Here is a 23,093-nt window from a genome sequence, read left to right as displayed (position 1 = left end):
AAGGTGCTCGATTAGTCCAGATCGGGCGGCTGTCGTTTTCGAACCAGGGCACTGAGGTCGGAACAGGCCAGTATCAATTCTCGGTAGTGTCTCGGTTTGAAAATAATCCGGCTTGATGCCGGGTCGTGCCCGCCCTGTCGCCGTGGTATGCTTAGCGGAAAGCAGGAGCGCATATGACGAGCATGTTGGAGAAATGGGCCCGAACCGAGCGCGAGTATCTCCGTGAGGAGATCAAATATTTTAAGGCCGGAGGGAAAGCGACCTCGCCCAGTGGCGAAGATATTACTTCCATGAGGTTGGAGCAGCTAGCTGGCCGGTTAGAGGGGGCCAATCTCGCTCTGAAAGAAGTCGAAGATGCCCAGAAGTCCTAAGGCGAGGCGCGGTGCGGATGCCGACGCCTTCGCAAAGGGCGGCAATGACTTCAATCTACTTTTCGCGGGGGGAGAACGTTCATGAGGGCGCAATCCTTCATCATGTGAAGGGATTTGCCCGTCAGCGACTCTAGAAAATCCGCCCGCCAAGGCGTATGTTCCGATTTGACTATCGCTTCGGGGCGCAATCCCGGGGTAGGTAACTCGGGATCGGCAGCGCGCCAACGCGGTCGGTCCCACTCGATTGATGGTTCAGGGAGCCGGACTCGGACCGACATCTCCACACTTGTAGGGGCGGGTGTCCTACCATTAGACGATCCCTGAGAACTTGAAGCCGATTGCAGGGCCGTTGCGTTCCTCCCCCGAGGTTTGGCGCAGCGGCCCTTCCTTTTTCCGTGCCCTTCGATGCTCGGCCAGCGCTTCGAAAGGCTCAAACTGTTGTCATGGCGTCACCTCAGCGTTAATCCATTTCTGGCAGACAAATTGGATAGCGTCAATGCCTGTCTACCAATTTTGGATAAAGAGTTGACGCTGTGGATAGGAACCCCTATGGTGTGTTTCAGCGGAGTTCTCGCGACCGGATAGGGAGAAGCCACATGTCAGGAGACAACGTAACCAGTGTAGTGGATGCGGCGCAGGACGACGCCGACGCGCGCCAGCGTTCCACCATCGGTTTTCCGTACAACAATCTAGGTGACGCTCTTGAGGTTGCGCAGGCTATCCATTCGCATGCAGGGACGAGCGACTGCGACGACTCGCAATTGTCCGCGTGGATGAACGTGAGCCCCAAGAGCAGCGGCTTTCGCATGCAGCTCTCAGCCGCGCGCATGTTTGGAGTGATCGAAACGACGTCCGGGCATCACAAGCTTTCGCCCCTCGGGCGCATGATGGTCGATCCCCAGCGCGAGCGAGAGGCGCGGGCGCGGGCCTTTCAGAATGTCCCGCTCTACAAGGCCATCTTCGAAAACTATAAGAACGGCGTTCTCCCGCCTGCTGCAGCGCTTGAGCGCGACATGATCGGGTTGGGTGTTGCCGAAAAACAAACGGGTCGTGCCCGACAAGTTTTTGAACGGTCGGCCGAACAGGCTGGGTACTTCGAGCATGGCAAAACGCGTTTGGTGATGCCTGCTTTTGCCTCCAAAGCTGATGATCCGCCACCGCCGCCGCCACCCTCTGATGAGGGCGACAAGGGAGGCAAAGGTAAGATCGGAGTAGGTAACGGCGACGGCGATCCGCCTGATCTGCACCCATTCATTCAGGGGCTTCTAAAAGAACTCCCTGCATCAGGAACTGCTTGGCCAGAACCGCAGCGCAAGTTATGGCTCGATACTGCCGCCAGCATCTTCAAGATGATCTATAAGGACGCCACGCCTCAAATTCCGCCGCCTCCCGGCTATGCGCCGGGACAAAATATGCCGTGGACTGGAAACGAAGGTACAAAATGAAAGAGCCGCCCACTGAGGCGGCCTTACCTTCGTCTCTTACGATTTTTCTCCCTCGGCGTTCGGGGAACGATGACCTCCAGACTTGCGTCATACTCTATGATGCCCAGCGATCTTTTGATTTTTACTTTGTGAAATTCGAGCAGTTTCTTTGCAAATTCTGCTCCTATGTCGCTGGCAATTTTTTGGACTACCTCATCGTCTGAATATTGTTTGAAGGCCTCTACGTAAGATATTCTCCCTTTGGCATTTAATTTCTTTATTCGGCTCTCAAGAACAGATCGCTTCTTGTGCATCCAGCTGGCTCCCTCTTTTCCTTCCCACATTCCAAATCAGGCCACTGCCAAATTCAAATTAGGCCACTGCGGTCGGAAACAGGCCAGTACCGAAATTCTCAAAAGAACATATTGCGAACATAGAACAGATAGGGTACATTGTTCTCAACCCGAACAGCGCCGCCATCCTTTGGCGCTTGCCGTTTGTCCTGTCGCGAATCCCTTCATAAGGAGCTAGATCAATGGCTACCACTCCGACTGCCCTGCGTATCGTTGAAGGATCCTCCATGGACAAGACCAAGGCCCTGTCGGCCGCGCTCTCCCAGATCGAGCGCCAGTTCGGCAAGGGCTCGGTGATGAAGCTCGGCAAGAACGACCGGTCGATGGACATCGAGGTGATTTCGTCGGGCTCGCTCGGCCTCGATATCGCGCTCGGCGTCGGCGGTCTGCCCAAGGGCCGTGTGATCGAGATCTACGGACCGGAATCCTCGGGCAAGACCACGTTGGCGCTGCATTGCGCCGCCGAGGCCCAGAAGAAGGGCGGCATCTGCGCCTTCATCGACGCCGAACACGCGCTCGACCCGGTCTATGCCCGCAAGCTGGGCGTCAATGTCGATGAACTCCTGATCTCGCAGCCGGATCACGGCGAACAGGCGCTGGAAATCGCCGACACGCTGGTGCGCTCCGGCGCGGTGGACGTGCTGATCATCGACTCCGTGGCCGCGCTGGTGCCGCGCGCCGAACTCGAAGGCGAAATGGGCGACGCGCTGCCCGGCCTGCAGGCTCGTCTGATGAGCCAGGCGCTGCGCAAGCTGACTGCCTCGATCAACAAATCCAATACGATGGTGATCTTCATCAACCAGATCCGCATGAAGATCGGTGTGATGTATGGCTCGCCGGAAACCACCACCGGCGGCAATGCGCTGAAATTCTATGCTTCGGTGCGTCTCGACATCCGCCGCATCGGCGCGATCAAGGAGCGCGACGAAGTGGTCGGCAATTCGACCCGCGTCAAGGTCGTGAAGAACAAGCTGGCGCCGCCCTTCAAGCAGGTCGAATTCGACATCATGTATGGCGAAGGCGTCTCCAAGATGGGCGAGATCCTCGATCTCGGCGTGAAAGCGGGAATCGTCGAGAAGTCCGGCGCCTGGTTCTCCTATGACAGCCAGCGTCTCGGCCAGGGCCGCGAGAATTCCAAGGCCTTCCTGAAAGCCAATCCGGACATGACCGCCAAGATCGAAGCCTCGATCCGGCAGAATTCCGGCCTGATCGCTGAACAGATTCTTGCCGGTCCGGTCGAGCGCGATGAAGACGGCGGTGACGGCGAGGAGCCGGCAGAAGATTGATCGGATCAGGCCCGGAGACGCACTGACGTTCATGCGCAGTGATCTTACTGGGCCGATCTTGCAGCCGACAGTGTCGGCTGAATGATTTCGCGGTGGGTGCTGTAGGGGTCTGTTGCCGATTCCCTGCGGTGCCTGCCGCGTTGTCGTTTCAGGGCGCTCTGATTTTGGTGCGCGCTGATCGCAATTATCGCCGCGCGGCGGGGACAGCCTCGATCGGTGGTGCGATCAGTTTGTTCACCGCATGACAGGCGACGCCGTCGACCAGATCCGGCACGACTTTGCGACAGAGATCGAACACTTCCGGGCAGCGCGGATGAAACGTGCAGCCGGAGGGCGGATCGATCGGATTGGGAATCTCGCCGGAGACCGCGATGCGTGCGCGGCCAGACATGGCCAGATCCGGCACAGCGCCCAGCAGCATGCGCGTATAGGGCATGCGCGGCGCGCGGAAGAGTTCGCGCCCTTCCGCAATCTCCACGATTCGGCCGAGATACATCACGCCGATCCGGTCAGCCATATGCCTGACCACAGCAAGGTTGTGGCTGATGAACAGATAGGTCAGGCCGAATTTGTCCTGCAGCTCGCGCATCAGGTTGAGAATCTGCGCCTGCACCGAGACATCCAGCGCTGAGGTCGGCTCGTCGCAGACGATGAACTCCGCCTCTGAGGCGAGTGCGCGGGCAATGGCGATACGCTGGCGCTGGCCGCCGGAGAACTGGTGCGGATATTTCTGCCCGTCGTCGGGATGCAGGCCCACCAGCGTCAGCAATTCGCCAACGCGGGCGCGAATGTCGCGCTCGCCCTGAATGAGATCGAAGGCGCGGATCGGCTCGGCGATGATCGCATCGACCCGCAGCCGCGGATTGAGGCTCGCATAGGGATCCTGGAAGATCATCTGGATCCGCTTGCGCAGCAGCTTGCGCGCGCTAGCCTGGCTGGGATCGCTCATCGAGATGCCGTCGATGATGACGTCGCCCGATGTCGGCGGCAGCAGCCCGACCACCATCCGCGCCACCGTGCTCTTGCCCGAGCCGGATTCGCCGACCAGCGCAAAGGTTTCGCCGCGCCTGATCTCGAACGACACGCCGTCGACCGCTTTCAAAAACTCCATCGGGCTGCGCTCGATGACGCGGTTGAGCCAGGGCTTCGAGACGTCGAAGGCCCGTTTGAGATTGCGTGCCTGCACCAGCGCCGTCATGCCGCGCTCTCCGCAGGGGCGTGGTCATGGAGATGGAGGGGGTCATAGAGATGACAGGCGACCTGCTGCGCACCCACAGCGATCGGCTCCGGCCGCTCGATACGGCAGCGGTCGAACGCAAAACTGCAGCGCGGATTGAAGGCGCAGCCTGGTGGAACGGCCGACAGCCGCGGCATTGAGCCTGGAATCTGCACCAGCCGCTGCGACGCGTCGCCGGTCAGCGTCGGGATCGCGCCCATCAGCCCCTTGGCATAGGGATGCAGCGGGTTCTGCACCACGTCGCGCACCGGTCCGATCTCGGCGATGCGCCCGGAATACATCACGGCGACGCGGTCGGACGTCTCGGCGATCACGCCCATGTCGTGGGTGACCAGCATCACGGCGGTGCCATGGTCGCGGCCGAGCCGCTTGATCAGCGCGATGATCTGCGCCTGCACGGAGACATCGAGCGCGGTGGTCGGCTCGTCGGCGATGATCAGTTCGGGTTCGGCCGCGATCGCCAGCGCGATCACCACGCGCTGCCGCATACCGCCGGAGAACTCATGCGGATAGGCATCGACGCGCTTGTCAGGCGCGGGAATGCCGACCTCGGCCAGCAGATCCACCGCGCGCTTGCGCGCCTGCGTCTCGTTCATGTTGAGATGGGTGCGGATCGTCTCCACCAGCTGATCGCCAATGCGATACAGCGGATTGAGGCTGGTCAGCGGATCCTGAAAGATCATGGCAATGCGCTTGCCGCGAATCCGGCGCATCGCCTCCGGCGGTAGATTGTCGATGCGCAATCCGGACAGCAGAATCTCGCCGCCCGCGATCCGTCCGGGCGGATCGATCAGGCCGATGGCCGCAAGTCCCGTCACCGATTTTCCGGCGCCGGATTCGCCGACCACGCCCAGCACCTCGCCCTTGGCGATATCGAAGGACACGCCGTCGATGGCACGCAGCGCGCCGCGCCGGCTGGCGAATTCGACGCGCAGGTTGCGCACGGAGAGGACGGGGACGCTCATGTCGGGCACTGTGTGATGTGAGGCATCATTGCAGCTTCGGGTTCAGCGCATCGCGCAGCCAGTCGCCGAGCAGGTTGATCGAGAGGATCAGCGAGGCCAGCGCGAGTCCGGGAAAGGCGATGACCCACCATTCGCCGGAGAACAGATAGTTGTTACCGATGCGGATCAGCGTGCCCAGCGATGGCATCGTGTCGGGCATGCCGGAGCCGAGAAACGACAGCGTCGCCTCGGTGATGATGGCGAGCGCCAGATTGATGGTGGCGATCACCAGGATCGGCCCCATCGTGTTCGGCAGCACATGGCGGATCATGATCACCCGTGCGGGCAGGCCGATCAGCTGCGCTGCGGCGACATAGTCCTTGTTCTTCTCCACCATCACCGAGCCGCGCACGGTGCGGGCATATTGCACCCAGAAACTGAGCCCGATGGCCACCACCAGCACGATCAGCGTGGTCGAGGCATCGAGATGATTGCCGAGCGCCGACTTCACCACGCCGTCGATCAAGAGCGCGATCAGGATCGCTGGAAAAGTGAGCTGCACATCGGCGATGCGCATGATCAGGCTGTCGACGGCGCCGCCGACGTAGCCAGCGATCAGGCCCAGCCCGATGCCGAGCACCGCCGCAAAACTGACGCCGAGCACGCCGACCACCAGCGAGATCCGCATGCCGTAGAGCATTGCCGAATAGATATCGCGACCCTGTTCGTCGGTGCCGAGCAGGAACGGCCTCTGGCCCTCCGCCGTCCAGAGCGGCGAGATGCGGGAGTTGATCAGTTCGAGCTGCGCCGGGTCGAACGGATTCTGCACGACGAGTAAAGGCGCGAACAGCGCCATCATCAGCAGCACGAACACGACCGCAGCCGCGACCATTGTGAGCTTGGAGCGGCGGAACGAATAGAAGATGTCGCTGTCGATGGTGCGGGCGAGGAGGGAGGGTGTGCGGGGGAGGGGCGCGTCGGTCATGTCACACCCTCATGCCGGCCGGTTGATCGTCGCGCGCAGGCGCGGATCGACGATGGTGTAGAGGATGTCCACAATCAGGTTGATGGTGACGAAGATCAGCGACACCACCAGGAGATAGGCGGCCATGATCGGTATATCGACATTCTGCACGGCCTGTACGAACAGAAGCCCCATGCCCGGCCACTGGAACACCGTCTCGGTGATGATCGCAAAGGCGATGACCGAGCCGAATTGCAACCCGGCCACGGTGATGACCGGCACCAGCGTATTCTTCAGCGCATGGCCGAAATGGATCGCGCGCGTCGTCAGCCCGCGGGCCCGCGCGAAGCGGATATAGTCGGTGCGCAGCACCTCCAGCATCTCGGCGCGGACGAGACGCATGATCAGTGTCATCTGGAACAGGCCGAGCGTCACCGATGGCATGATCAGCGCCTTCAGGCCGGAGAATGTCAGCAGGCCGGTGGTCCACCAGCCGAATTTCACGACATCGCCGCGCCCGAAGGAGGGCAGCCAGCCCAGAGTGACCGCGAACAGATAGATCAGCAGAATGCCGATCAGGAAGGTCGGCAGCGAGATGCCGATCAGCGACACCGCTTGCAGCACCTTGGCGAAAAACGAATCCTTCCGCAGCGCCGAATAGATCCCCATCAGGATGCCGAACACCATGGCGATCACCGTGGCACAGGTGGCGAGTTCCAGCGTTGCCGGCATGCGCTCCTTCAGCAGCGCCGAGACTGGCTGGCGAAACTGGTAGGAGACGCCGAACTTGAACTGCACGGCATTGATGAAGTAGCGCGCAAACTGCACCGGGACGGGGTCGTCGAGGCCGAGCGACGCGCGCACCTCGGCGCGCTGCGCCGGCGTGGTGTCGATGGCCACCATCTGGTTCACGGGATCGCCGGCAAAGCGGAACATGGTGAAGGCGATGATGCCGACGGCGATCATCACACCAATGGACTGCAATGCGCGGCGCAGGATGAAAGCGAGCATGGGCTATTTCGCTTTCTGTTATTGAAACATCTGGGACCTCATGGTGAGGAGGCGCTTCTTCAGCGCCGTCTCGAACCATGAGATAATGCAGGCCACCATCCTTCGAGACGCGGCGAAGGCGCCGCTCCTCAGGATGAGGACTGAGATCGGGGCGACCTGGCCTTCCACGCGGATGCCAAACCTATTCCGACTTCACCGCCCAGTATGGCAGCACCTGGTTGTCTGGGCGCTGCACGATCTTCACCTTCTTGGAGACGCCCCAGGCCAGCGCCTGCTGATGCAGCGGGATATAGGCCCAGTCCTTGGCGGCGATCTCATAAGCCTGTTTGATGAGCTGGTCGCGCTTGGCGGTGTCGGTCTCCTGCAGCACCTGGTCGGTGAGGGCGTCGAACTGCTTGTTGCAATAGCCGCCGAGATTGGTGGCGCCGCGCGGGCTCGCAGGATCGTCGCGGCAGCCCATGATGTCATGCATCACATTGTGCGAATCCTGCGTGCCCGGTGTCCAGCCGAGCAGATAGAATGAGGTGTTGAAGCCGCCGGTCTTGAACACCTTGGCAAAATACAGCGCCTTCGGCTGCGCGTTCAGGATCACCTTCACCCCGATGCGCGCGAGCATGCCGACCACCGCCTGGCAGATCGCGGCGTCGTTGACATAGCGATCGTTCGGGCAATCCATGCCGACTTCGAAGCCGTCGGGATAGCCGGCATCGGCCAGCAACTTCTTGGCGCCGTCGGCGTCGTATTTCGGCCGCGTGAAGTCGCCGGAGAGCTTGAACAGCGGCGGCGCGATCATCAAAGCGGATGGTGTCGACAGGCCGCGCATGACGCGGCTCTTGATCAGTTCGATGTCGATGGCCTTGTAGAAGGCCTCGCGGACGCGGATGTCCTTGAACGGGTTCTTGCCCTTGATATTCGAGAAAAGAAGCTCGTCGCGAATCTGGTCCATGCCGAGGAAGATGGTGCGCAGCTCCGGCCCGGCCATCACGGCGGCGTTGGCTGATCCATTGACGCGGGCGATGTCCTGCACCGGTACCGGCTCGATGATGTCGACTTCGCCGGACAGCAGCGCCGCGACGCGGGTGGCATCGGAGGCGATCGGCGTGAAGATGATCTCCTTGAGATTATGCTCGGGCTTGCCCCACCAGTTCGGGTTGACCTTGAAGACGGTCTTCACGCCCGGCTGATGGCTCTCGATGGTGAAAGGGCCCGTGCCGTTCGCATTCAACGACGCGAAGCTTGGCGACGTCGCCGCGGCAGGCGTCGGCGCGTTGGCATTGTTCGCCTCCGCCCATTTCTTGTCTATGATGTACCAGACGTCCCATTGCGACGTCAGGATGGGATTGGGCTTGGTCAGCACGAAATCGACGGTGTAGTCGTCGATCTTGAGCACCTTGGCATCGCCCGGAATGACCGTCGTGAAGTCGGAGCCCTTGGCGCGCACGCGGTCGGCGGAGAACACGACATCATCGGCCGTGAAGGGATCGCCATTGTGGAATTTGACACCCTTGCGCAGATGGAAGCGCCAGCGCGTCGGCTCCGGTGTTTCCCAGCTCTCGGCAAGCGCCGGGATGATCTGCAGATCCTTGCCGCGCCCGACAAGGCCTTCATAGACCTGGCCGTGATGGGCGATCGTCGTGGTCTCGCGCAGCGTATAGGGATCGAGCGATTTCAGGTCGCCCTGATTGGCATAGCGCAGCGTTTGTGCGGAGGCGGGCAGTACGGAGGCAGAAACTGTGGCAAAGGCGATCAGCGATGCAGCGGCGGCAATGAACGTCTGACGGATCGACATACTGAGCTTCTCCATTGCATTGCCGCGATTGCATCACCGCGCGGCCGCCCGACAGTTGAGCGAGTGTCACATTGTTGGCGGAGATTGCACGCCGCGCAAGCAGCATTTGTCAGCTATGCGCTGCACAATGAAGCAGCTGGCGCAATCCTTGCTAGGGTCGGGTATAAGAATTCCACGCGTTGCGCGCGTGCATCATTCGGTCACGTCACGGCGCTAACAGAACCGCCAGAACGGCAAGATTTCGGAGCAGGAATGGCGGAACTCAAGGCTGATGTGCTTGTGCTCGGCGCAGGTATGGTCGGTGTGTCGGCGGCGCTGCATCTGCAGGCGCGCGGCCGCAACGTGGTGCTGGTCGACCGGCATGAGAAGGCCGGCGAGGAAACCAGCTATGGCAATGCCGGGCTGATCCAGTGCTGTTCGATTTTTCCCTATATGCTGCCGCGCGACCTCACCAAGCTGTTTAAATATGCGCTGAACCGCGCGCCGGAGGTGCACTATCATCTCAACGCGCTGCCCGGCATGCTGCCATGGATCGTCAGATATTTCCTGAACTCGTCGCCTGAGGGAGCGCTCCGCAGTGCGATGGCGGCGCTGCCGCTGATCCAGCGCAGCCTGATCGAGCACGAGGCCCTGATCGCGGAGGCCGGCGTGCCGGAGCTGCTGCGCCGGATGGGATGGATCAACGCGTTTCGCTCCGAGGCTACGCTGGCGAAAGGCATAGCGGATCTCGAACGCCATCGCGCCTATGGCGTGCCGGGTGACGTTCTGGACGCCGCTGCCATTGCAGAGCAGGAGCCGAACCTATCTACCGATTTTGCGGGTGCCATCCACTGGACGTCTCCGGGCTTCGTGCCCGATCCTGGCGGCCTCGCAAAAGCCTATGCCGCGCTGTTCATCCGCAAGGGCGGCCGTTTCATTGCCGCTGACGCCCGGACGCTGGAGCAGAGCGACGGCAAATGGCGCGTGGCCGGGCCGAACGGGGCGCTGGTCGCGCGCGATGTCGTGGTCGCGCTCGGGCCATGGTCGGATCAGGTGTTTCGGCCGCTCGGCTACAACATCCCGCTCAAGAGCAAGCGCGGCTATCACATCCATCTGGCGCCATCCGGCAATGCGGTGCTGCGCCATCCGGTTCTCGATGCCGATCGCGGCTATCTGCTGGCGCCGATGAATCGCGGCATCCGGCTGACCACCGGCGCCGAATTCGCGCTCCGCGATGCCCCGCCGACGCCAGCGCAGATCGAGCGGGCGCTGCCGATCGCACGGCAGACCTTTCCGCTCGGCAATCCCGTCGAGGCGAAGCCCTGGATGGGCGCGCGGCCATGCCTGCCGGACATGCTGCCGGTGATCGGCAAGGCGCCACGCCACAAGGGCCTGTGGTTCGATTTCGGCCACCAGCATCATGGCTTCACGCTGGGGCCGGTGACCGGCCGTCTGATCGCGGACATGGTGACGGGCACCACGCCGTTCACCGATCCCAAAGCCTTCGCGGCCGAACGCTTCGGCTGACATCTCGCAACTGCAATGTAAATGTCACATCGCTTGCATCGGGTAGGTGTCAGCGGCGATACTGCCGCTGCGCCGCCATGTTCGCGTGAGCGGCCGGTTTGCCTCAGGAGCTGATAATGAAAGTGATCGTCACCGTGGACTGTACGCCGCTTGAGGCGCGCGAATTCCTGGGGCTGCCTGATGTGCAGCCGATGCAGTCGGCGATGATGGATCAGATGCAGAAAAAGATGATGGACAACATCGACAAGTTCTCGCCGGAGTCGATCATGCAGAGCTGGTTCTCGTTCGATCCGAAGATGGGCGAGCGCTTCCAGGAGATGTTCGCCAATATGGCCGGCCTCGGCGCTGCACGGCCGAAGGACAAGAAGTAGGCGCGGGCTCAGCCCGCGCGGCGCCCGTTGGCCTGTAACGGCTGCTGCAGCTTCGCGCCATGCGCATGCCGCGAGATGGCGTCGATCACCAGGGACCACATCGAGATCGGCAGAGCGTGGCCCATCCGGTCGACCATCATCAACTTTGCGCCGGGAATCGACGCCGCCGTATCGCGGCCGGCGGCCGGATGCACCAGAGGATCGATCTTACCGTGGATCACCAGCGTTGGCGCGGTGACCGTGGCGAGTCTTTCTTTACGGCTGCCCGACGCGAGGATGGCGCGGAGTTGACGGCCGACGCCCGCCGGGCTCAGGCCGCGGGCATAGGTCCGCTCGGCGCGGTCGAGATCCCTGGCTTCGTCGTCGGGGAAGCTGCCGACCCGCAGGAACAGCCAGGTCTGCTTGAAGCGTTCGAGGAACGCCTCATAGCCGGTCGGCTGCGGCTTCAGCAGCAGCAGTGATACCGCGCGGCTCGGCTGCGGCAGGCGCGGATTGCCTGTGGTCGACATGATCGAGGTCAGCGAGCGCAAGCGCTCCGGATAGGTGATCGCCATTTCCTGCGCGATCATGCCGCCCATGGAGGCGCCAACCACATGTGCGGAGCGGATGCGCAGCACGTCGAGCAGGGCCACCACATCGGTCGCCATGTCGCTGAGCTTGTAAGGGGCGGAGACGGGCGTACCGAGGAAGCGCAGCTTGGCCAGTTCGTACAGAGTGAACGGCTTGCCGCCGGCCATCTTGGAGGACAGGCCGATGTCGCGGTTGTCGAAACGGATCACGCGAAAGCCATTGCTGGCCAATTCGCGGCAGAAGTCGTCGTCCCAGTGAATCATCTGGGCTCCAAGACCCATGATCATCACCATCGGTTCCGCATCCGAATAGCCGAACACATCGAAACAGATATCGATCCCGTTCGCGCGCGCCAGCTGTGGCGGCTCGTACGGGACATCAATCGGTTCGGGGGATCGGGCGGAACGTGGGCTCATGTCAAACATATGACACGGAAAGTCCCTGCGAAAAAGTGACAACCGCGTCATGCGCCAAACAAATCGTCGCAGCGATTAATGAGAGATTGCGCGTATGGCAATTGTGACAGTGCGCGCGGGCTTTTGTGACAGCGATTGTGACAATGGAACTGGTATCGGCCTCTCGCTAGCTCCCGGCCCAGACGTCGAGCACGTAGCGATTGCGTGTGCCGAGGTCGTCGATCCAGGTCAGCGCCGCAGCGTCATCGCCGCCGCTGCGCTCGCGCTGGATCGCCATCAGCGATGCCTTCACATCCGGCTCCATCTTGCCGCCGTCGCCGCAGACATAAGTAATGGCGCCTTGCTGGATCAGATCCCAGACGCGGTCCTTCTGCTGGGTGATGAGGTGCTGCACATAGGTCTTCGGTGCATCGCCGCGCGAGAAAGCGGTGTGTAGTTCACAGATACCATCGGCGGCGAAACCCTTCAGCTCCTCGGCATAGAGAAAGTCCTGATCGGGATGGCGGCAGCCGAAGAACAACAGCGCAGGGCCAAGCGTAGCACCTTGCGCTTTCAATGCCGCGCGCTCCTGCAGGAAGCCGCGGAACGGCGCGAGGCCAGTGCCGGGTCCGATCATGATCAATGGTACCGCGGGATCGGCGGGCAGGCGGAAGCCGGCCTTGGTCTCGCGCACGATGGCATGCACGGTATCGCCGGCGCGGCGGCCGCTCAGATAGTTGGAGCAGACGCCTCGATAGATCCCGCGGCCGGAATGCGCCGGGCCTTGCACCACGGCGGTGGTGACGCTGCAGCGTGACGTCTCGCCTTGCGGCGACGACGAGATCGAGTAATAGCGCGGGGCGAGTAGCGACAGCATTTCCAGATAGGTGTGGAACGGCAATTCGCAGGCCGGATGTTCTTCGAGGAGGTCGAACACCGATTTGCGTTTGGCAAGGATGTCACTGCGATAGCGCTCGCTTGCGGCGGGATCGTCGCCGACATAACCGAGCAGTTTCGGCTTGGTCATCGGGCAACGCGTGTTCTCCGCCATGATCTGGATCTGCTTGCGGGTGGCGACCTGCTGCAGCTCGACGAACTCCGTCAGCAATCGGCCGACAGAGACGACATCACCGACAGGCAACTGCGCACGGCGGCCCGTCGCGACCTGCAGCCGGATCTGGTCATCCGGCAGGAAGCCGAAACGGCGCGCGACTGCATCGACCAGCGCGGGATCGTTGCGCGGCACCACACTGAGGTGATCGCCGACGCGGTAGCTGGTCCCGGCAGGAAGCTCGATCTCAATATGACGTGTCGAGCGATCGGACGCACCGTTCTGCAATTCCCTGTTGCCCAGCACCTTCATCGGGACCACGCCGCCGAGGGCGACGACGGTGTTCACCGCGCTCGGCGCGACAGGTTCGATCTGATAGAGCGGTGCATCGTCGGCGCTGCGCTCGAAGCCGGTGTCGAGGCCGAATTCCTTCACCGCGAGCGGACGCAGTTTCGCAAACCAGTCTTCAAACTGACCGTCGAGATCGTCGCGCGCATCGCCTTCACCGCGCACATAGGCATTGGTCGCGCCATGTTCGCGCAGTCTGTCGTCGATATATCTAGGGATTGATTGATAGGTCGCCAGCCAGTCGCTGTTGCCGCAGCCGAACACCGCGTAGCGCACCTTGGCGAAGGCGTCCTTCGGCAGATCAGTGCCGAGCCAGTTGACGAATTGCGTGGCGTTGTCAGGCGCCGCGCCGTTGTAGGACGCGCAGAAGATCAGCACGCCGCCCTCGGTCGGCAGCTTGCCGACGAAATCGTCGAGCGGCGCGAGTTTCGTCGCAAAGCCGTTGACCTCGGCGAGATCGGCGACGCGCGTCGCCAGTTCCTCGGCGGTGCCGAGATTGGAGCCGTACAGCACCAGCAGTGGTGTGTTATGGCTGGGCCGCGCGCGGCCGGTGGCGACGGGCGCGAGCGGCGCGGCAGCCGAGGTGGCCACGTTTGTGCGGCCGGCATAGGCGCCGCGCTCGTGATCGTGGCGCGGGCGCACTTTGATCTTGAAACCGTCGGGCTTGATGGTCAGCGTTTCCTTCAGCACCATCTGGTAGCGTTTGTGGTCGGTCATCTTGAAGCGCTGCAGGATCATGCCGAGCGCCAGCGCGGCTTCGTGCATAGCGAAGCCGCGGCCGATACAGGCGCGCTGGCCATTGCCGAACGGTTTCCACGCATTGATTGGCCGTGCGGCTTCGGCCTCCTTCGAAAAATTTTCGGGATCGAAGGCGTCGGGATTGGGTCCCCAGACCGAGGGATCGCGATGCAGCGCCAGCACTAGGATGGTGACGAAGGTGCCCTTGCGCAGCTTGTACTTGCCGCCGCCGATGGTCTCGTCCTGTACCGGCGCGATGCCATAGGCCGGTGCCGGCGGCCACAGCCGCAGCGACTCCTTCAGGATCTGCGTGATGTAATGCAGCTGCGTAACCTGCTGATAGGTCGGCTTGGCATTCACATCGGGGCCGAAGACGCGGTCGACTTCCTCATAGGCCTTCTTCAGCACCTCCGGATGTTTCAGCATCGCGTAGATCGCACATGACAGCAGGCCCGACGTGGTCTCGTGGCCGGCGATCAGGAAGGTGTTGATCTGGTAGCGGATGTTGACGTCGTCGAGTTGTTCGCCGGTGGCGCGGTCAACGCCCGTCATCATCGCCGCCAGCATGTCCTTCTTGCCGTCCGCCGCCTCGGCGGCCTTGCGGCGCTCGGCAATGATCTCGTCGACCATGGAGTTCATGAAGGCGACGTCGCCGGCGAGATCGCGGCGGCGCTTCTGCATCCACAGACTTTCCAGCGGCAGGCCGCGGGTCATCATGATGGTTTCGAGCGAGCGCACCAGTGATTCCACGAAGGGGTGGTAGTCGCTGCGGTAGAACGAGTTGAAGCGATAGTCGAAACCGCACAGGCCAATGGTGTCCAGCGTCAGCGCCGTCATGTCATGGACGACGTCGATTTCCTCGTCGGTATTGAGGCGCTCCCATTTCTTCACCAGCTGCTCGGCGATATCCACCATGCTCGGGTGATAGGATTGCATCGCGCGGTTGCCGAATGGCTGCAGCAGGATGTTGTGGGCCTTGGTCCAGTTCGGCTCCTTGGTATCAGCCGTAAACAGTCCGTCGCCGCCGACCGCGCGGACCCGGCGCAGCGCGCCGCGCACCGCCTTGTCGAAGCGCTTCTCGTCGCTGAGCTCGTCCACCAGATCATGGCCGCCGACGATCACGATGGGCGAGCCCATCATGTCCAGCCAGAAGATCGGCCCGAGCTCCTTGCTCAGCCGCGCCAGATCCTGCACCGGCGCATTGGCGTCCAGCGACAGCATGTTGCCGACGACCGGTTTCTTCGGCGGATGCGGGATCGGGGCGAGTTTGTTGGTGGACGTCATTTCAAAAATCTTTCCTGCCCGTATGCGCTTAACCGAACCGCCGGCGCCGCCAGTCGATCAGCACCTGGCTGACCTCGTCGGGCTTCTCCTGCTGGGTCCAGTGACCGCTGTCCTTCACCAGATATTTCTCCAGATCGGGAATGATGTTTTCCATGCCGTCGGCTGAGGAGGGCGGCAGCACTGCGTCGTTCTCCGCCATGATCATCAGCGATGGCACGCGCACGGTGTGATCGAGCCCTTTGGCGCGCTCCCAGTTGGCGCTCATGTTGCGATACCAGTTGATGCCGCCGGTGAAGCCGGATTCCTTGAAGGCGTCGACGAAGATTTGCTTTTCCTCGTCGGAGAGAATCTTCTGGCGCGGGTCCTTCGCGGGATCGTAGCCCGCCACCATTTGCGGAAATGCCAGATTGGTCTTCGACGACGCGCCGATGCCGCCGACCGGCGCTTCGCCAACGTTGGCGTGCTTGCGTGGCATCGGCTTGCGCATGAAGAAGTCGAACGCCTTGTCGACATTCTCGCCGAAGATGCGATCCGGCTCGCGCGCGGGATCCTGGAACTGGACGATATACATCGTCTCGCCGAAGCGCTTCTTGTAGATCTGCAACGGATCGACCGGCGCGCGGTCGGTATGCGGCGTATTCACGCCGACCACACCGGCGACACGGTCGCGATGCCGCAGCGGCATCTGCCAGACGATGAAGCCGCCCCAGTCGTGGCCGACGAAGATCGCCTTGTCGATCTTGAGATGATCGAGCAATGCGACGAGATCGCCGGTGAGATGTTCGATGCTGTAGTCCTCGACCGCGTTGGGCCGCGACGTCGCGCCATAGCCGCGCTGGTCCGGCGCGATGACACGGATGCCGGCTGCGGCCAGTGCCTTGATCTGATGCCGCCAGGAGAACGCCATTTCCGGCCAGCCATGACACAACACGATCGGTGGTGTGTCGCTCATGGGGCCGGCATCGTAATATCCCATGCGAATGCCATTCAGCTTGGCGAACTGCAACGGGGGCATTTCAATCATGGTTATTCCCTAGCTAGCGGTCTTGAGAACGTCGGGCGGCGCAAACGCCGCCTGCAGCAGCGCGAATTCGTCCGGCATCATGTCGGCGAGCACCTGCACATGCGGGATGATGTTGGCGCCGGCAATGAAGCCGAAATCGAGCTGGTCGCGATAACTCTGCACGGTGATGTTCAGCGCCAGCCCATGGGTGGCGATGGAGACCGGGAAGATGTGCAGCAGCTCGGCGCCGGCCGCATAGAGTGTCTGCCGCGGACCGGGCACGTTGGACACCGTGATGTTGGCCGCCGGCGGCAACACGTCGGAGAGGTTGGTGCGGCTGTAGAGCAGCGCCAGGATCTGCACCATGATCGGTGCGCCCAGCATGGAGATGTTGGAGACCTGCGGCATCAATGCGCGTAGCGGATGCGACATCTCCTTGGATTTTGTCGATTGCGCGATGATCGCTTCCAGCCGCTCCTTTGGGTCCTCGATATTAGTGGCGATCGAGCAGATCATGCCGAACACCTGATTGTTGGAATCGGTGTTGCCTTCCTCGCGCAGCGAGATCGGCACCGCGGCAGTCAGGGACTTGGCGGGCAGGGCGCCTTTTTCCTTGAGATAGCGTCGGACAACGCCTGATGAGAGCGCCAGCACAACGTCGTTCAGTTTGCCGCCGGCTTGTTTGGCAACGGCCTTCGCGGCTGACAGCGGCACCGACACGCCGGCAAAGCTGCGCTCCGAGGAGATGGTTTTGTTGAGCAGCGTCGGCGGCGACAGCATGCTGTTGAGACTGTCGCGCGATTTCGGATCGGCAATCTTCGCCATCACGTCGGACGCGCTCTTCACCATGGTCGGGATCGAGCCGGCGAATTTCACCGCGCTCTCGATCTGGAACATGGCGTTGTCGAACAGGATCGAGCCGATATCGCTCTTGCCGGAGCGCGGCAGTTCGATGCCTTTTCCGGAATTCTCCAGCGGCTGACGCCAGAGCTGCTGGTAAGAGTCGATGAAGCTCGCTGCGATATCGCGCGGCTCCTGACGCTGCTTGGCGCGCACTTCCGGCTTCTCGATCTCGCGCGGGATCGGCGTCACGTCATAGATCATGCTGGTGAGGGCCGCGCCGGCGCCGCCGTCGATGCAGGCATGGTGCATCTTCGAATACAGGCCGATCTCGTTGTCCTTCATGCCCTCGAAAACATAGAACTCCCACAGCGGCCGGGCGCGGTTCAGCAGCTTGGCATGCATCCAGCCGACGATGCGCTCCAGCGTGGGACGGTCATGGGGCGCGGGCAGGCTGCCGCGGAAGATGTGACGATCGATGTCGAACTGGTCGTCCTCGACCCAGGAGGGATGGTCGATATCCAGCGGGGCCTTTTCCAGTCGGGCCTTGAGGATCGGCGCCACATGGAGGCGCGAGGCGATCATCGCCTTGAAGTCCTCGAAGAAGTCGCCCTTGTAGTCGTCGGGCAGGCGAAAGATTGCCATGCTGCCGACATGCATCGGCATCTCCGGCGTTTCCAGATACAGAAACGACGCGTCCATTGAGGACAGCTTCCTGCTGGCTTCCGCCATGATACGTCCCTCCCTCGCATGGTCACCGACGCCTTTGCGGCGCTCTACCGATGAGTGTGCCTGCGCGCGGGGCGAATATGCAATGGCAAAGGCGAGGCCGGACACCGGCCAGGCCCACGACTTAAGGCTGGGGTCGTCGAGGCGTTGGGAGGTCGGTTTGCCGACTTAAAGGGCAGGTGCCATTTGCCTTGCCCAGTTGGATATCCGAAGAATCCGCGGCTCGAAATGCTAAATTATAAAGCTAAATCAACACGTCGGTTACTCTCCTGTTTCAGATCTCCGGCGGTAGCCCGTTAATGCATCAGGCGCCGCCTGATTACCGAGCATATCACGGGTTTGTGATGTTGCGATGCACCATCGATGTTGCAGTGCATTATTTACTATGTCATAGAAGTTGCACCCCGGGCCCACAACGGCGGGACGGGGTGAGCCGAGCCTGAGTGCAAGCATGAGCTTTGCAGAGGCGGCCCAACCCGAGGATGGAGACGAACATGACGATCGAAACCGAAACCAATTCCGTGCTGAACAACGTCAAGCAGGCTTTCGCGCCCGTCACCGAGGCGTTCACCAAGCTGCAGAACATGGAAGTGCCCGAAGCGACCCGTGACTTCGTCAAGCGCGCTGCCGGCACTGCCAAGGACAAGGCCGCCGACTTCCAGGCCAATTCCGAGAAGGTGACCTCCGCCATCGAAACCGCTGTGTCGAACTCGGTCTCTGAGGCGACCAAGATCAGCCGCAACGTTCAGGACGCGTTCTATGCCGACGTCCAGTCGTTCTTCGCTGGCATCGACAAGCTCGCTTCGGCGAAATCGCTGACCGAAGCCTTCCAGGTGCAGACCGATCTCGTGCGCGCCCATGGCGAAGTGCTGAGCTCGCGCGCCAAGGCGTCGACCGAATATCTCGGCAAGCTCGTGTCGGAAGGCGCCAAGAGCGCGCAGGACAACTTCTCGAAGGCGACGTCGTTCGCCAAGACCGCCTGATCCACACGCGATCAAGCGACATGAATTCGAAAGGCCCGCGCAAGCGGGCCTTTTTTTCGTCGTTCCGCCAGAGCAGGCCGTGCGTCCCGGCATCGGAAGCACGCTCACTTGATTGTCACGGTGATCTTGTTCGAGACAATTGGCGGGTTGAAGGGATAATGAGCGCCGTCTCCCAGCACGAGCTGGAGCGTATGTTTGCCGGGGGGCAATTCGATGCGTGCTTCGGTCTGGCCGGCTCCGAAATGGAGATGCGACTTGTCCTGCGGGATCGGCTCCTTCGGATCGAGCGGGTCATTCACATCGATCAGCAAATGATGATGGCCGCTGTTCTGGAAATTATCGCCTGCATGAGTGACGCCCATGTTGCGCAAACCGAAACGACACCAGAACCCGCCCTTGATCACCGCTTTGTCCTGTGGCCACACGAAATAGAGGACCGCATCCTTCGGTGCGGACTTTCCTTGCGCATGGACTGCAAGGGGCGCCGTTGACAGCATGGCGGACAACACGATGAGCCCGGTGATCCTCATGACGCAGCCTTTCCTTCGGGGGCGGTCTCAGGACGAAATGGCAATCCGGAAGCCGTGGGTCGGATATCGCACATTGGTGTCGTAGCCATCGCGGCTTGCGGGTCGGACGTAACGCGCATCGTTTTTCCAGGAGCCCGATCGAATGACGTGCGAGACGCAGTCGTTCTCGACCCATGGCGCGCCGTTCTGCGGGGCACCCTGATAGTTCTTGTGCCAGCAATCCTCTGTCCATTGATTGACGCCGCCACCCATATCGTAGAGCCCGAACGGATTTGGCTTCAGACTGCCGAGCTTGAGCGGCTGTTCGGCGGCGGCGTCCGTGCAGTTCTTGCAATTGGCCATGCCGGGCTGGAGCTGATCGCCCCACCAGTATTTCGTTTGCGTGCCGCCACGCGCGGCATACTCCCATTCAGCTTCGCTCGGGAGCCGGAAGGCTTTTTGCGTTTCCTTCGCGAGCCATGCGACAAACTGCTTGGCATCGGTCCAGCTCACATCCGTGACCGGAATGTCGTCCCGCCCTGTCACCAGAAACGCGCATGCATTCGCAGCAGCGCACGCGTTCCATTCCCGAACCGAGACCGGATACTTGCTGATAGCGAAGGGCTTGATCGTGACCTGGTGGACCGGCTTTTCCGATATGTCGTCATTGCTGCCCATCGCGAAGGTCCCGCCAGGGAGCGGGACCATGACGGGCTCTATGACCGGCTTTGGTGGTGCTGGCGGCGGAGGCGGGGCAGGCGTTACCACCGGAGCAGGTTCAGGCCGGGCTTGCTTGGCGGCGGGCGCGGGCGCTGATCGGGTGCTTGCATTCCCTGTCTCTTGCGGAGGCGTTACGGGAGCTGACGCCTGATTGCCGATTTCACTGCGCGGATAAGTCTTCATGTACCAGACGCCGGCGCCTGCGAGAGCCAGCAGGATGGCGCAAAACGAAACGATCAGAACATGTTCACGCCGCTTCCGCGCCTTGTTGAATGCCGCGGGATCAGGAAGCACCCGGTAAACGCGCACCGGATCGGTAATGTTCTTGATCTTGCGGTCTCCAAGCGACTCGTAGCCGCAGACGAGCTTGTGCTTGATCTGCTCGTAGATGCCACCCGAGATGTACACTTGGCCGGGGTCGGCGATCCCCTCGAGGCGCGCAGCGATATTGACGCCATCGCCGAAGACATCATTGGGCTCGATGATCACGTCTCCCAGATTGACGCCAATGCGATATTCGATCCAGGAGCTCTTTGGCAGCGCGGCGTTGCGTCCGATCATGCTTTGCTGGATGACGATACCGCATCGAACGGCTTCGACCGGACTATCGAATATCGCAATGAACCCATCGCCAGTCCTTTTGACGAGTTTGCCGTCGTGCTCGGTAATGCTCGGCTCGATGAGGTCACGCTCGATGCGCTTGACGCGCGCATGCGTTTCTTCCTCGTCGAGTTCCATGAGGCGGCTATATCCGCAGATGTCCCCCACAACGATCGCCGCAAGGCGACGCGGCGTTCCGACGCGCGGGGTGGCAGGGTCCTTACCCCTGCCTGAACTGATGTCACGAATCTCGCCGCGCATGACTTCGCGCCTCTACAACGGACACACGAGGTTCACTAGCCGTTCGGTCGACCGTCATGACGCTACGCTCAACGTCCCTGTCAGACAATTAGCTGAAAACGCAAATTGGCTGATCCCGGAGGAGCCGCGCGGTAGCGAGATGACGAAGTTCCTCGCATTCGCTGTATCGATATACCCAGCGCCGACAGATAAGGCGGTAGCTACACAGGTTCTCAGTTCACCTGCCGCTCTTTCCCCACCCAATAGGGATCGCGCAACTGCCGTCGCAGGATCTTGCCCGATGCATTGCGTGGCAATGCTGCGATGAAGTCGATGGTCTTCGGCGCCTTGAATCCCGCGATGCGCTCGCGCGTGAACTTCATCAGTTCGGTTGCGCCGAGCTCCTTGCCGGGCTTCAGCACCACCACGGCCTTCACCGCTTCGCCCCATGTATCGTCGGGAATACCGATGACGGCGACTTCGGCGACATCCGGATGATCGCAGATCGCGCTCTCCACTTCGGCGGGATAGATGTTCTCGCCGCCGGAGATGATCATGTCCTTGATGCGGTCGTGGATGTAGAGGAAGCCGTCTTTGTCGAGATAGCCGGCATCGCCGGTGCGCAGCCAGTTGTCGCGGCCGAGCGTGCGCGCGGTGGCGTCCGGCAGATTCCAGTAGCCCACCATATTGGACGCCGAGCGCGTCGCGATCTCGCCGACTTCGCCCACATCAAGCGGCTTGCCGTCGACATCGAGAATGGCGATCTCGATCCCCGGCAGCGCTTTGCCGGCGGAGCGCATGCAGTCGCGGCCCTCGACGTGATCTTCCGGGGCGAGCACCACGATGGTACCGGTGGTCTCGGTCATCCCGTACATCTGCACGAAGCCGCAGCCGAATACGCTGATGCATTCCTTGAGCAGGGCGGCAGGGATCGGCGATGCGCCATACATGATGTAGCGCAACTTGCTGAAATCCATCTCTCGCGCACGCGGCTGCCGCACGATGAACTGCATCGCTGCCGGCACCAGGAACAGTTTGCTGATGCCGTAGTCCCGGAAGAAATCGAGCACCTTGTTGGGATCGAACTCCCTGGCGATCACGCTCTTGGCGCCGTGATAGAGGCCGAACACCGCCCAGCCGACGCCGCCGATATGAAATACCGGCATCGCCACCAGCGAGACGTCGTCGGCGGTCCAGACATTCCAGTCAGGGTTCTCGTCGGTGCCGCCGATGCGCAGCAGTGACAGGAAATTCTGATGCGACAGCATCGCGCCTTTTGGTTTTCCTGTGGTGCCCGACGTGTAGAGCTGGATCGCGACATCGTCCTTGGTCATTGTGAGGTTAGGATCGCGCTCGCTCTGCGCGTCACGCCAGGCCGTAAAGTCCTGCCACTCGGTTGCGCCGCCTTCCATGGTCATGACGATACGCACGCCCGGCATTTGTGGCTTGAGGCTGCGTACGAGATCGACGAATTCCGGTCCGACGAACAGCACCTGTGCCTTCGCGTCATCGATGATGAAGGCGATCTCCGGTCCGGCGAGGCGCCAGTTCACCGGCGCCGTCACCACCTTGGCCTTCACGGCGCCGATCAGCAGTTCGATGAAGAGGTCGCTGTTCTTGCCGAGATAGGCGACGCGTTCGTTCGGCTTGATGCCGAGGGCAATGAGCCCGTTGGCGACCCGGTTGGCATTGCGATCGAGTGATCTGTAGCTGGCCTCGCGGCCCTCGAACACCAGCGCAATTGAATCGCCGCGCGTCTGTGCTTGCACGCGAATGACATCGGCCAGCGTGGCCGCTTCCGCAACGGACATGTGTCTCCCTCCCTCA

18 protein-coding genes are annotated in these 23,093 nt (G+C 61.7%); 6 read left to right on the top strand and 12 right to left on the bottom strand.

Annotation, left to right across the window (positions count from 1 at the left end; all coding sequences use genetic code 11):
* Positions 1-173 precede the first annotated feature (173 nt).
* From BLW80_RS01725 to recA, 3 genes are all read left to right on the top strand, one after another.
* Entirely contained in the window at positions 174-371 is a 198-nt protein-coding gene (locus BLW80_RS01725) for a hypothetical protein (RefSeq protein WP_093756588.1), read from the top strand.
* 596 nt (positions 372-967) lie between these two features.
* A complete protein-coding gene (locus tag BLW80_RS01715) occupies positions 968-1,816 on the top strand; it encodes a hypothetical protein (RefSeq protein WP_093756587.1) in 849 nt (282 codons plus the stop codon).
* A gap of 514 nt (positions 1,817-2,330) precedes the next feature.
* Positions 2,331-3,434 (top strand): recombinase RecA, encoded by a 1,104-nt coding sequence (gene recA / locus BLW80_RS01705; RefSeq protein WP_093756585.1) that lies wholly within the window; start codon positions 2,331-2,333, stop codon positions 3,432-3,434.
* Positions 3,435-3,618: 184 nt separating this feature from the next.
* Here recA and BLW80_RS01700 read toward each other — a convergent pair whose 3' ends face one another.
* The 5 genes from BLW80_RS01700 to BLW80_RS01680 form a co-directional block, all read right to left on the bottom strand.
* Positions 3,619-4,632 carry an ABC transporter ATP-binding protein gene (locus BLW80_RS01700; protein ID WP_093756584.1) on the bottom strand — a complete coding sequence of 338 codons (1,014 nt, stop codon included), beginning with the start codon at positions 4,630-4,632 and terminating at the stop codon, positions 3,619-3,621.
* Positions 4,629-5,636 (bottom strand): ABC transporter ATP-binding protein, encoded by a 1,008-nt coding sequence (locus tag BLW80_RS01695; protein WP_093756583.1) that lies wholly within the window; start codon positions 5,634-5,636, stop codon positions 4,629-4,631. The genes BLW80_RS01700 and BLW80_RS01695 overlap by 4 nt, the downstream gene beginning before the upstream one ends.
* Positions 5,637-5,661: 25 nt before the next feature.
* A complete protein-coding gene (locus BLW80_RS01690) occupies positions 5,662-6,600 on the bottom strand; it encodes an ABC transporter permease (protein WP_093756582.1) in 939 nt (312 codons plus the stop codon).
* A 9-nt stretch (positions 6,601-6,609) separates the two neighbouring features.
* Positions 6,610-7,590, bottom strand: coding sequence for an ABC transporter permease (locus tag BLW80_RS01685; protein ID WP_093756581.1), 981 nt, complete (start codon positions 7,588-7,590; stop codon positions 6,610-6,612).
* Positions 7,591-7,771: 181 nt separating this feature from the next.
* Positions 7,772-9,379 (bottom strand): ABC transporter substrate-binding protein, encoded by a 1,608-nt coding sequence (locus tag BLW80_RS01680; protein WP_093757293.1) that lies wholly within the window; start codon positions 9,377-9,379, stop codon positions 7,772-7,774.
* A 252-nt stretch (positions 9,380-9,631) separates the two neighbouring features.
* Between BLW80_RS01680 and BLW80_RS01675 the strand changes: the two genes are divergently transcribed.
* Together BLW80_RS01675 and BLW80_RS01670 are read left to right on the top strand one after the other, a co-directional pair.
* Positions 9,632-10,885, top strand: coding sequence for an NAD(P)/FAD-dependent oxidoreductase (locus tag BLW80_RS01675; protein WP_093756580.1), 1,254 nt, complete (start codon positions 9,632-9,634; stop codon positions 10,883-10,885).
* A gap of 116 nt (positions 10,886-11,001) precedes the next feature.
* Positions 11,002-11,256: a DUF6489 family protein gene (locus tag BLW80_RS01670; RefSeq protein ID WP_089265127.1), complete on the top strand. Its 255-nt coding sequence runs from the start codon at positions 11,002-11,004 to the stop codon at positions 11,254-11,256.
* Positions 11,257-11,264: 8 nt separating this feature from the next.
* On the opposite strand, the gene BLW80_RS01665 is transcribed toward BLW80_RS01670, so the two are convergent.
* From BLW80_RS01665 to BLW80_RS01650, 4 genes are all read right to left on the bottom strand, one after another.
* Positions 11,265-12,242: an alpha/beta hydrolase gene (locus BLW80_RS01665; protein WP_093757292.1), complete on the bottom strand. Its 978-nt coding sequence runs from the start codon at positions 12,240-12,242 to the stop codon at positions 11,265-11,267.
* Positions 12,243-12,408: 166 nt separating this feature from the next.
* Positions 12,409-15,642: a bifunctional cytochrome P450/NADPH--P450 reductase gene (locus tag BLW80_RS01660; RefSeq protein WP_093756579.1), complete on the bottom strand. Its 3,234-nt coding sequence runs from the start codon at positions 15,640-15,642 to the stop codon at positions 12,409-12,411.
* Positions 15,643-15,670: 28 nt separating this feature from the next.
* On the bottom strand, positions 15,671-16,666 hold the full coding sequence (locus tag BLW80_RS01655) for an alpha/beta fold hydrolase (RefSeq protein ID WP_093756578.1): 996 nt from the start codon (positions 16,664-16,666) through the stop codon (positions 15,671-15,673).
* Positions 16,667-16,675: 9 nt separating this feature from the next.
* Positions 16,676-18,217, bottom strand: coding sequence for a WS/DGAT/MGAT family O-acyltransferase (locus BLW80_RS01650; protein WP_093756577.1), 1,542 nt, complete (start codon positions 18,215-18,217; stop codon positions 16,676-16,678).
* 491 nt (positions 18,218-18,708) lie between these two features.
* Here BLW80_RS01650 and BLW80_RS01645 point away from each other — a divergent pair, with 491 nt between their 5' ends.
* Entirely contained in the window at positions 18,709-19,197 is a 489-nt protein-coding gene (locus BLW80_RS01645) for a phasin family protein (RefSeq protein WP_244527903.1), read from the top strand.
* 104 nt (positions 19,198-19,301) lie between these two features.
* Here the strand turns inward: BLW80_RS01645 and BLW80_RS01640 are convergent, their stop codons facing one another.
* From BLW80_RS01640 to BLW80_RS01630, 3 genes are all read right to left on the bottom strand, one after another.
* Complete coding sequence (locus tag BLW80_RS01640; RefSeq protein WP_089265122.1) at positions 19,302-19,727, bottom strand: DUF4399 domain-containing protein; 426 nt, start codon at positions 19,725-19,727, stop codon at positions 19,302-19,304.
* Positions 19,728-19,754: 27 nt separating this feature from the next.
* The gene (locus BLW80_RS01635) at positions 19,755-21,287 is read right to left on the bottom strand and encodes an SUMF1/EgtB/PvdO family nonheme iron enzyme (protein ID WP_093756575.1); all 1,533 of its coding nucleotides are present in this window, start codon (positions 21,285-21,287) and stop codon (positions 19,755-19,757) included.
* Positions 21,288-21,499: 212 nt separating this feature from the next.
* The gene (locus tag BLW80_RS01630; RefSeq protein WP_093756574.1) at positions 21,500-23,077 is read right to left on the bottom strand and encodes a fatty acid--CoA ligase; all 1,578 of its coding nucleotides are present in this window, start codon (positions 23,075-23,077) and stop codon (positions 21,500-21,502) included.
* Between the last annotated feature and the right edge of the window lie 16 nt (positions 23,078-23,093).

This window comes from Tardiphaga sp. OK245, assembly GCF_900108575.1.
GTDB lineage: Bacteria > Pseudomonadota > Alphaproteobacteria > Rhizobiales > Xanthobacteraceae > Tardiphaga > Tardiphaga robiniae.
Note: the sequence above shows the minus strand (reverse complement) of the source record. Positions and strands in the feature narration are given on the sequence as shown.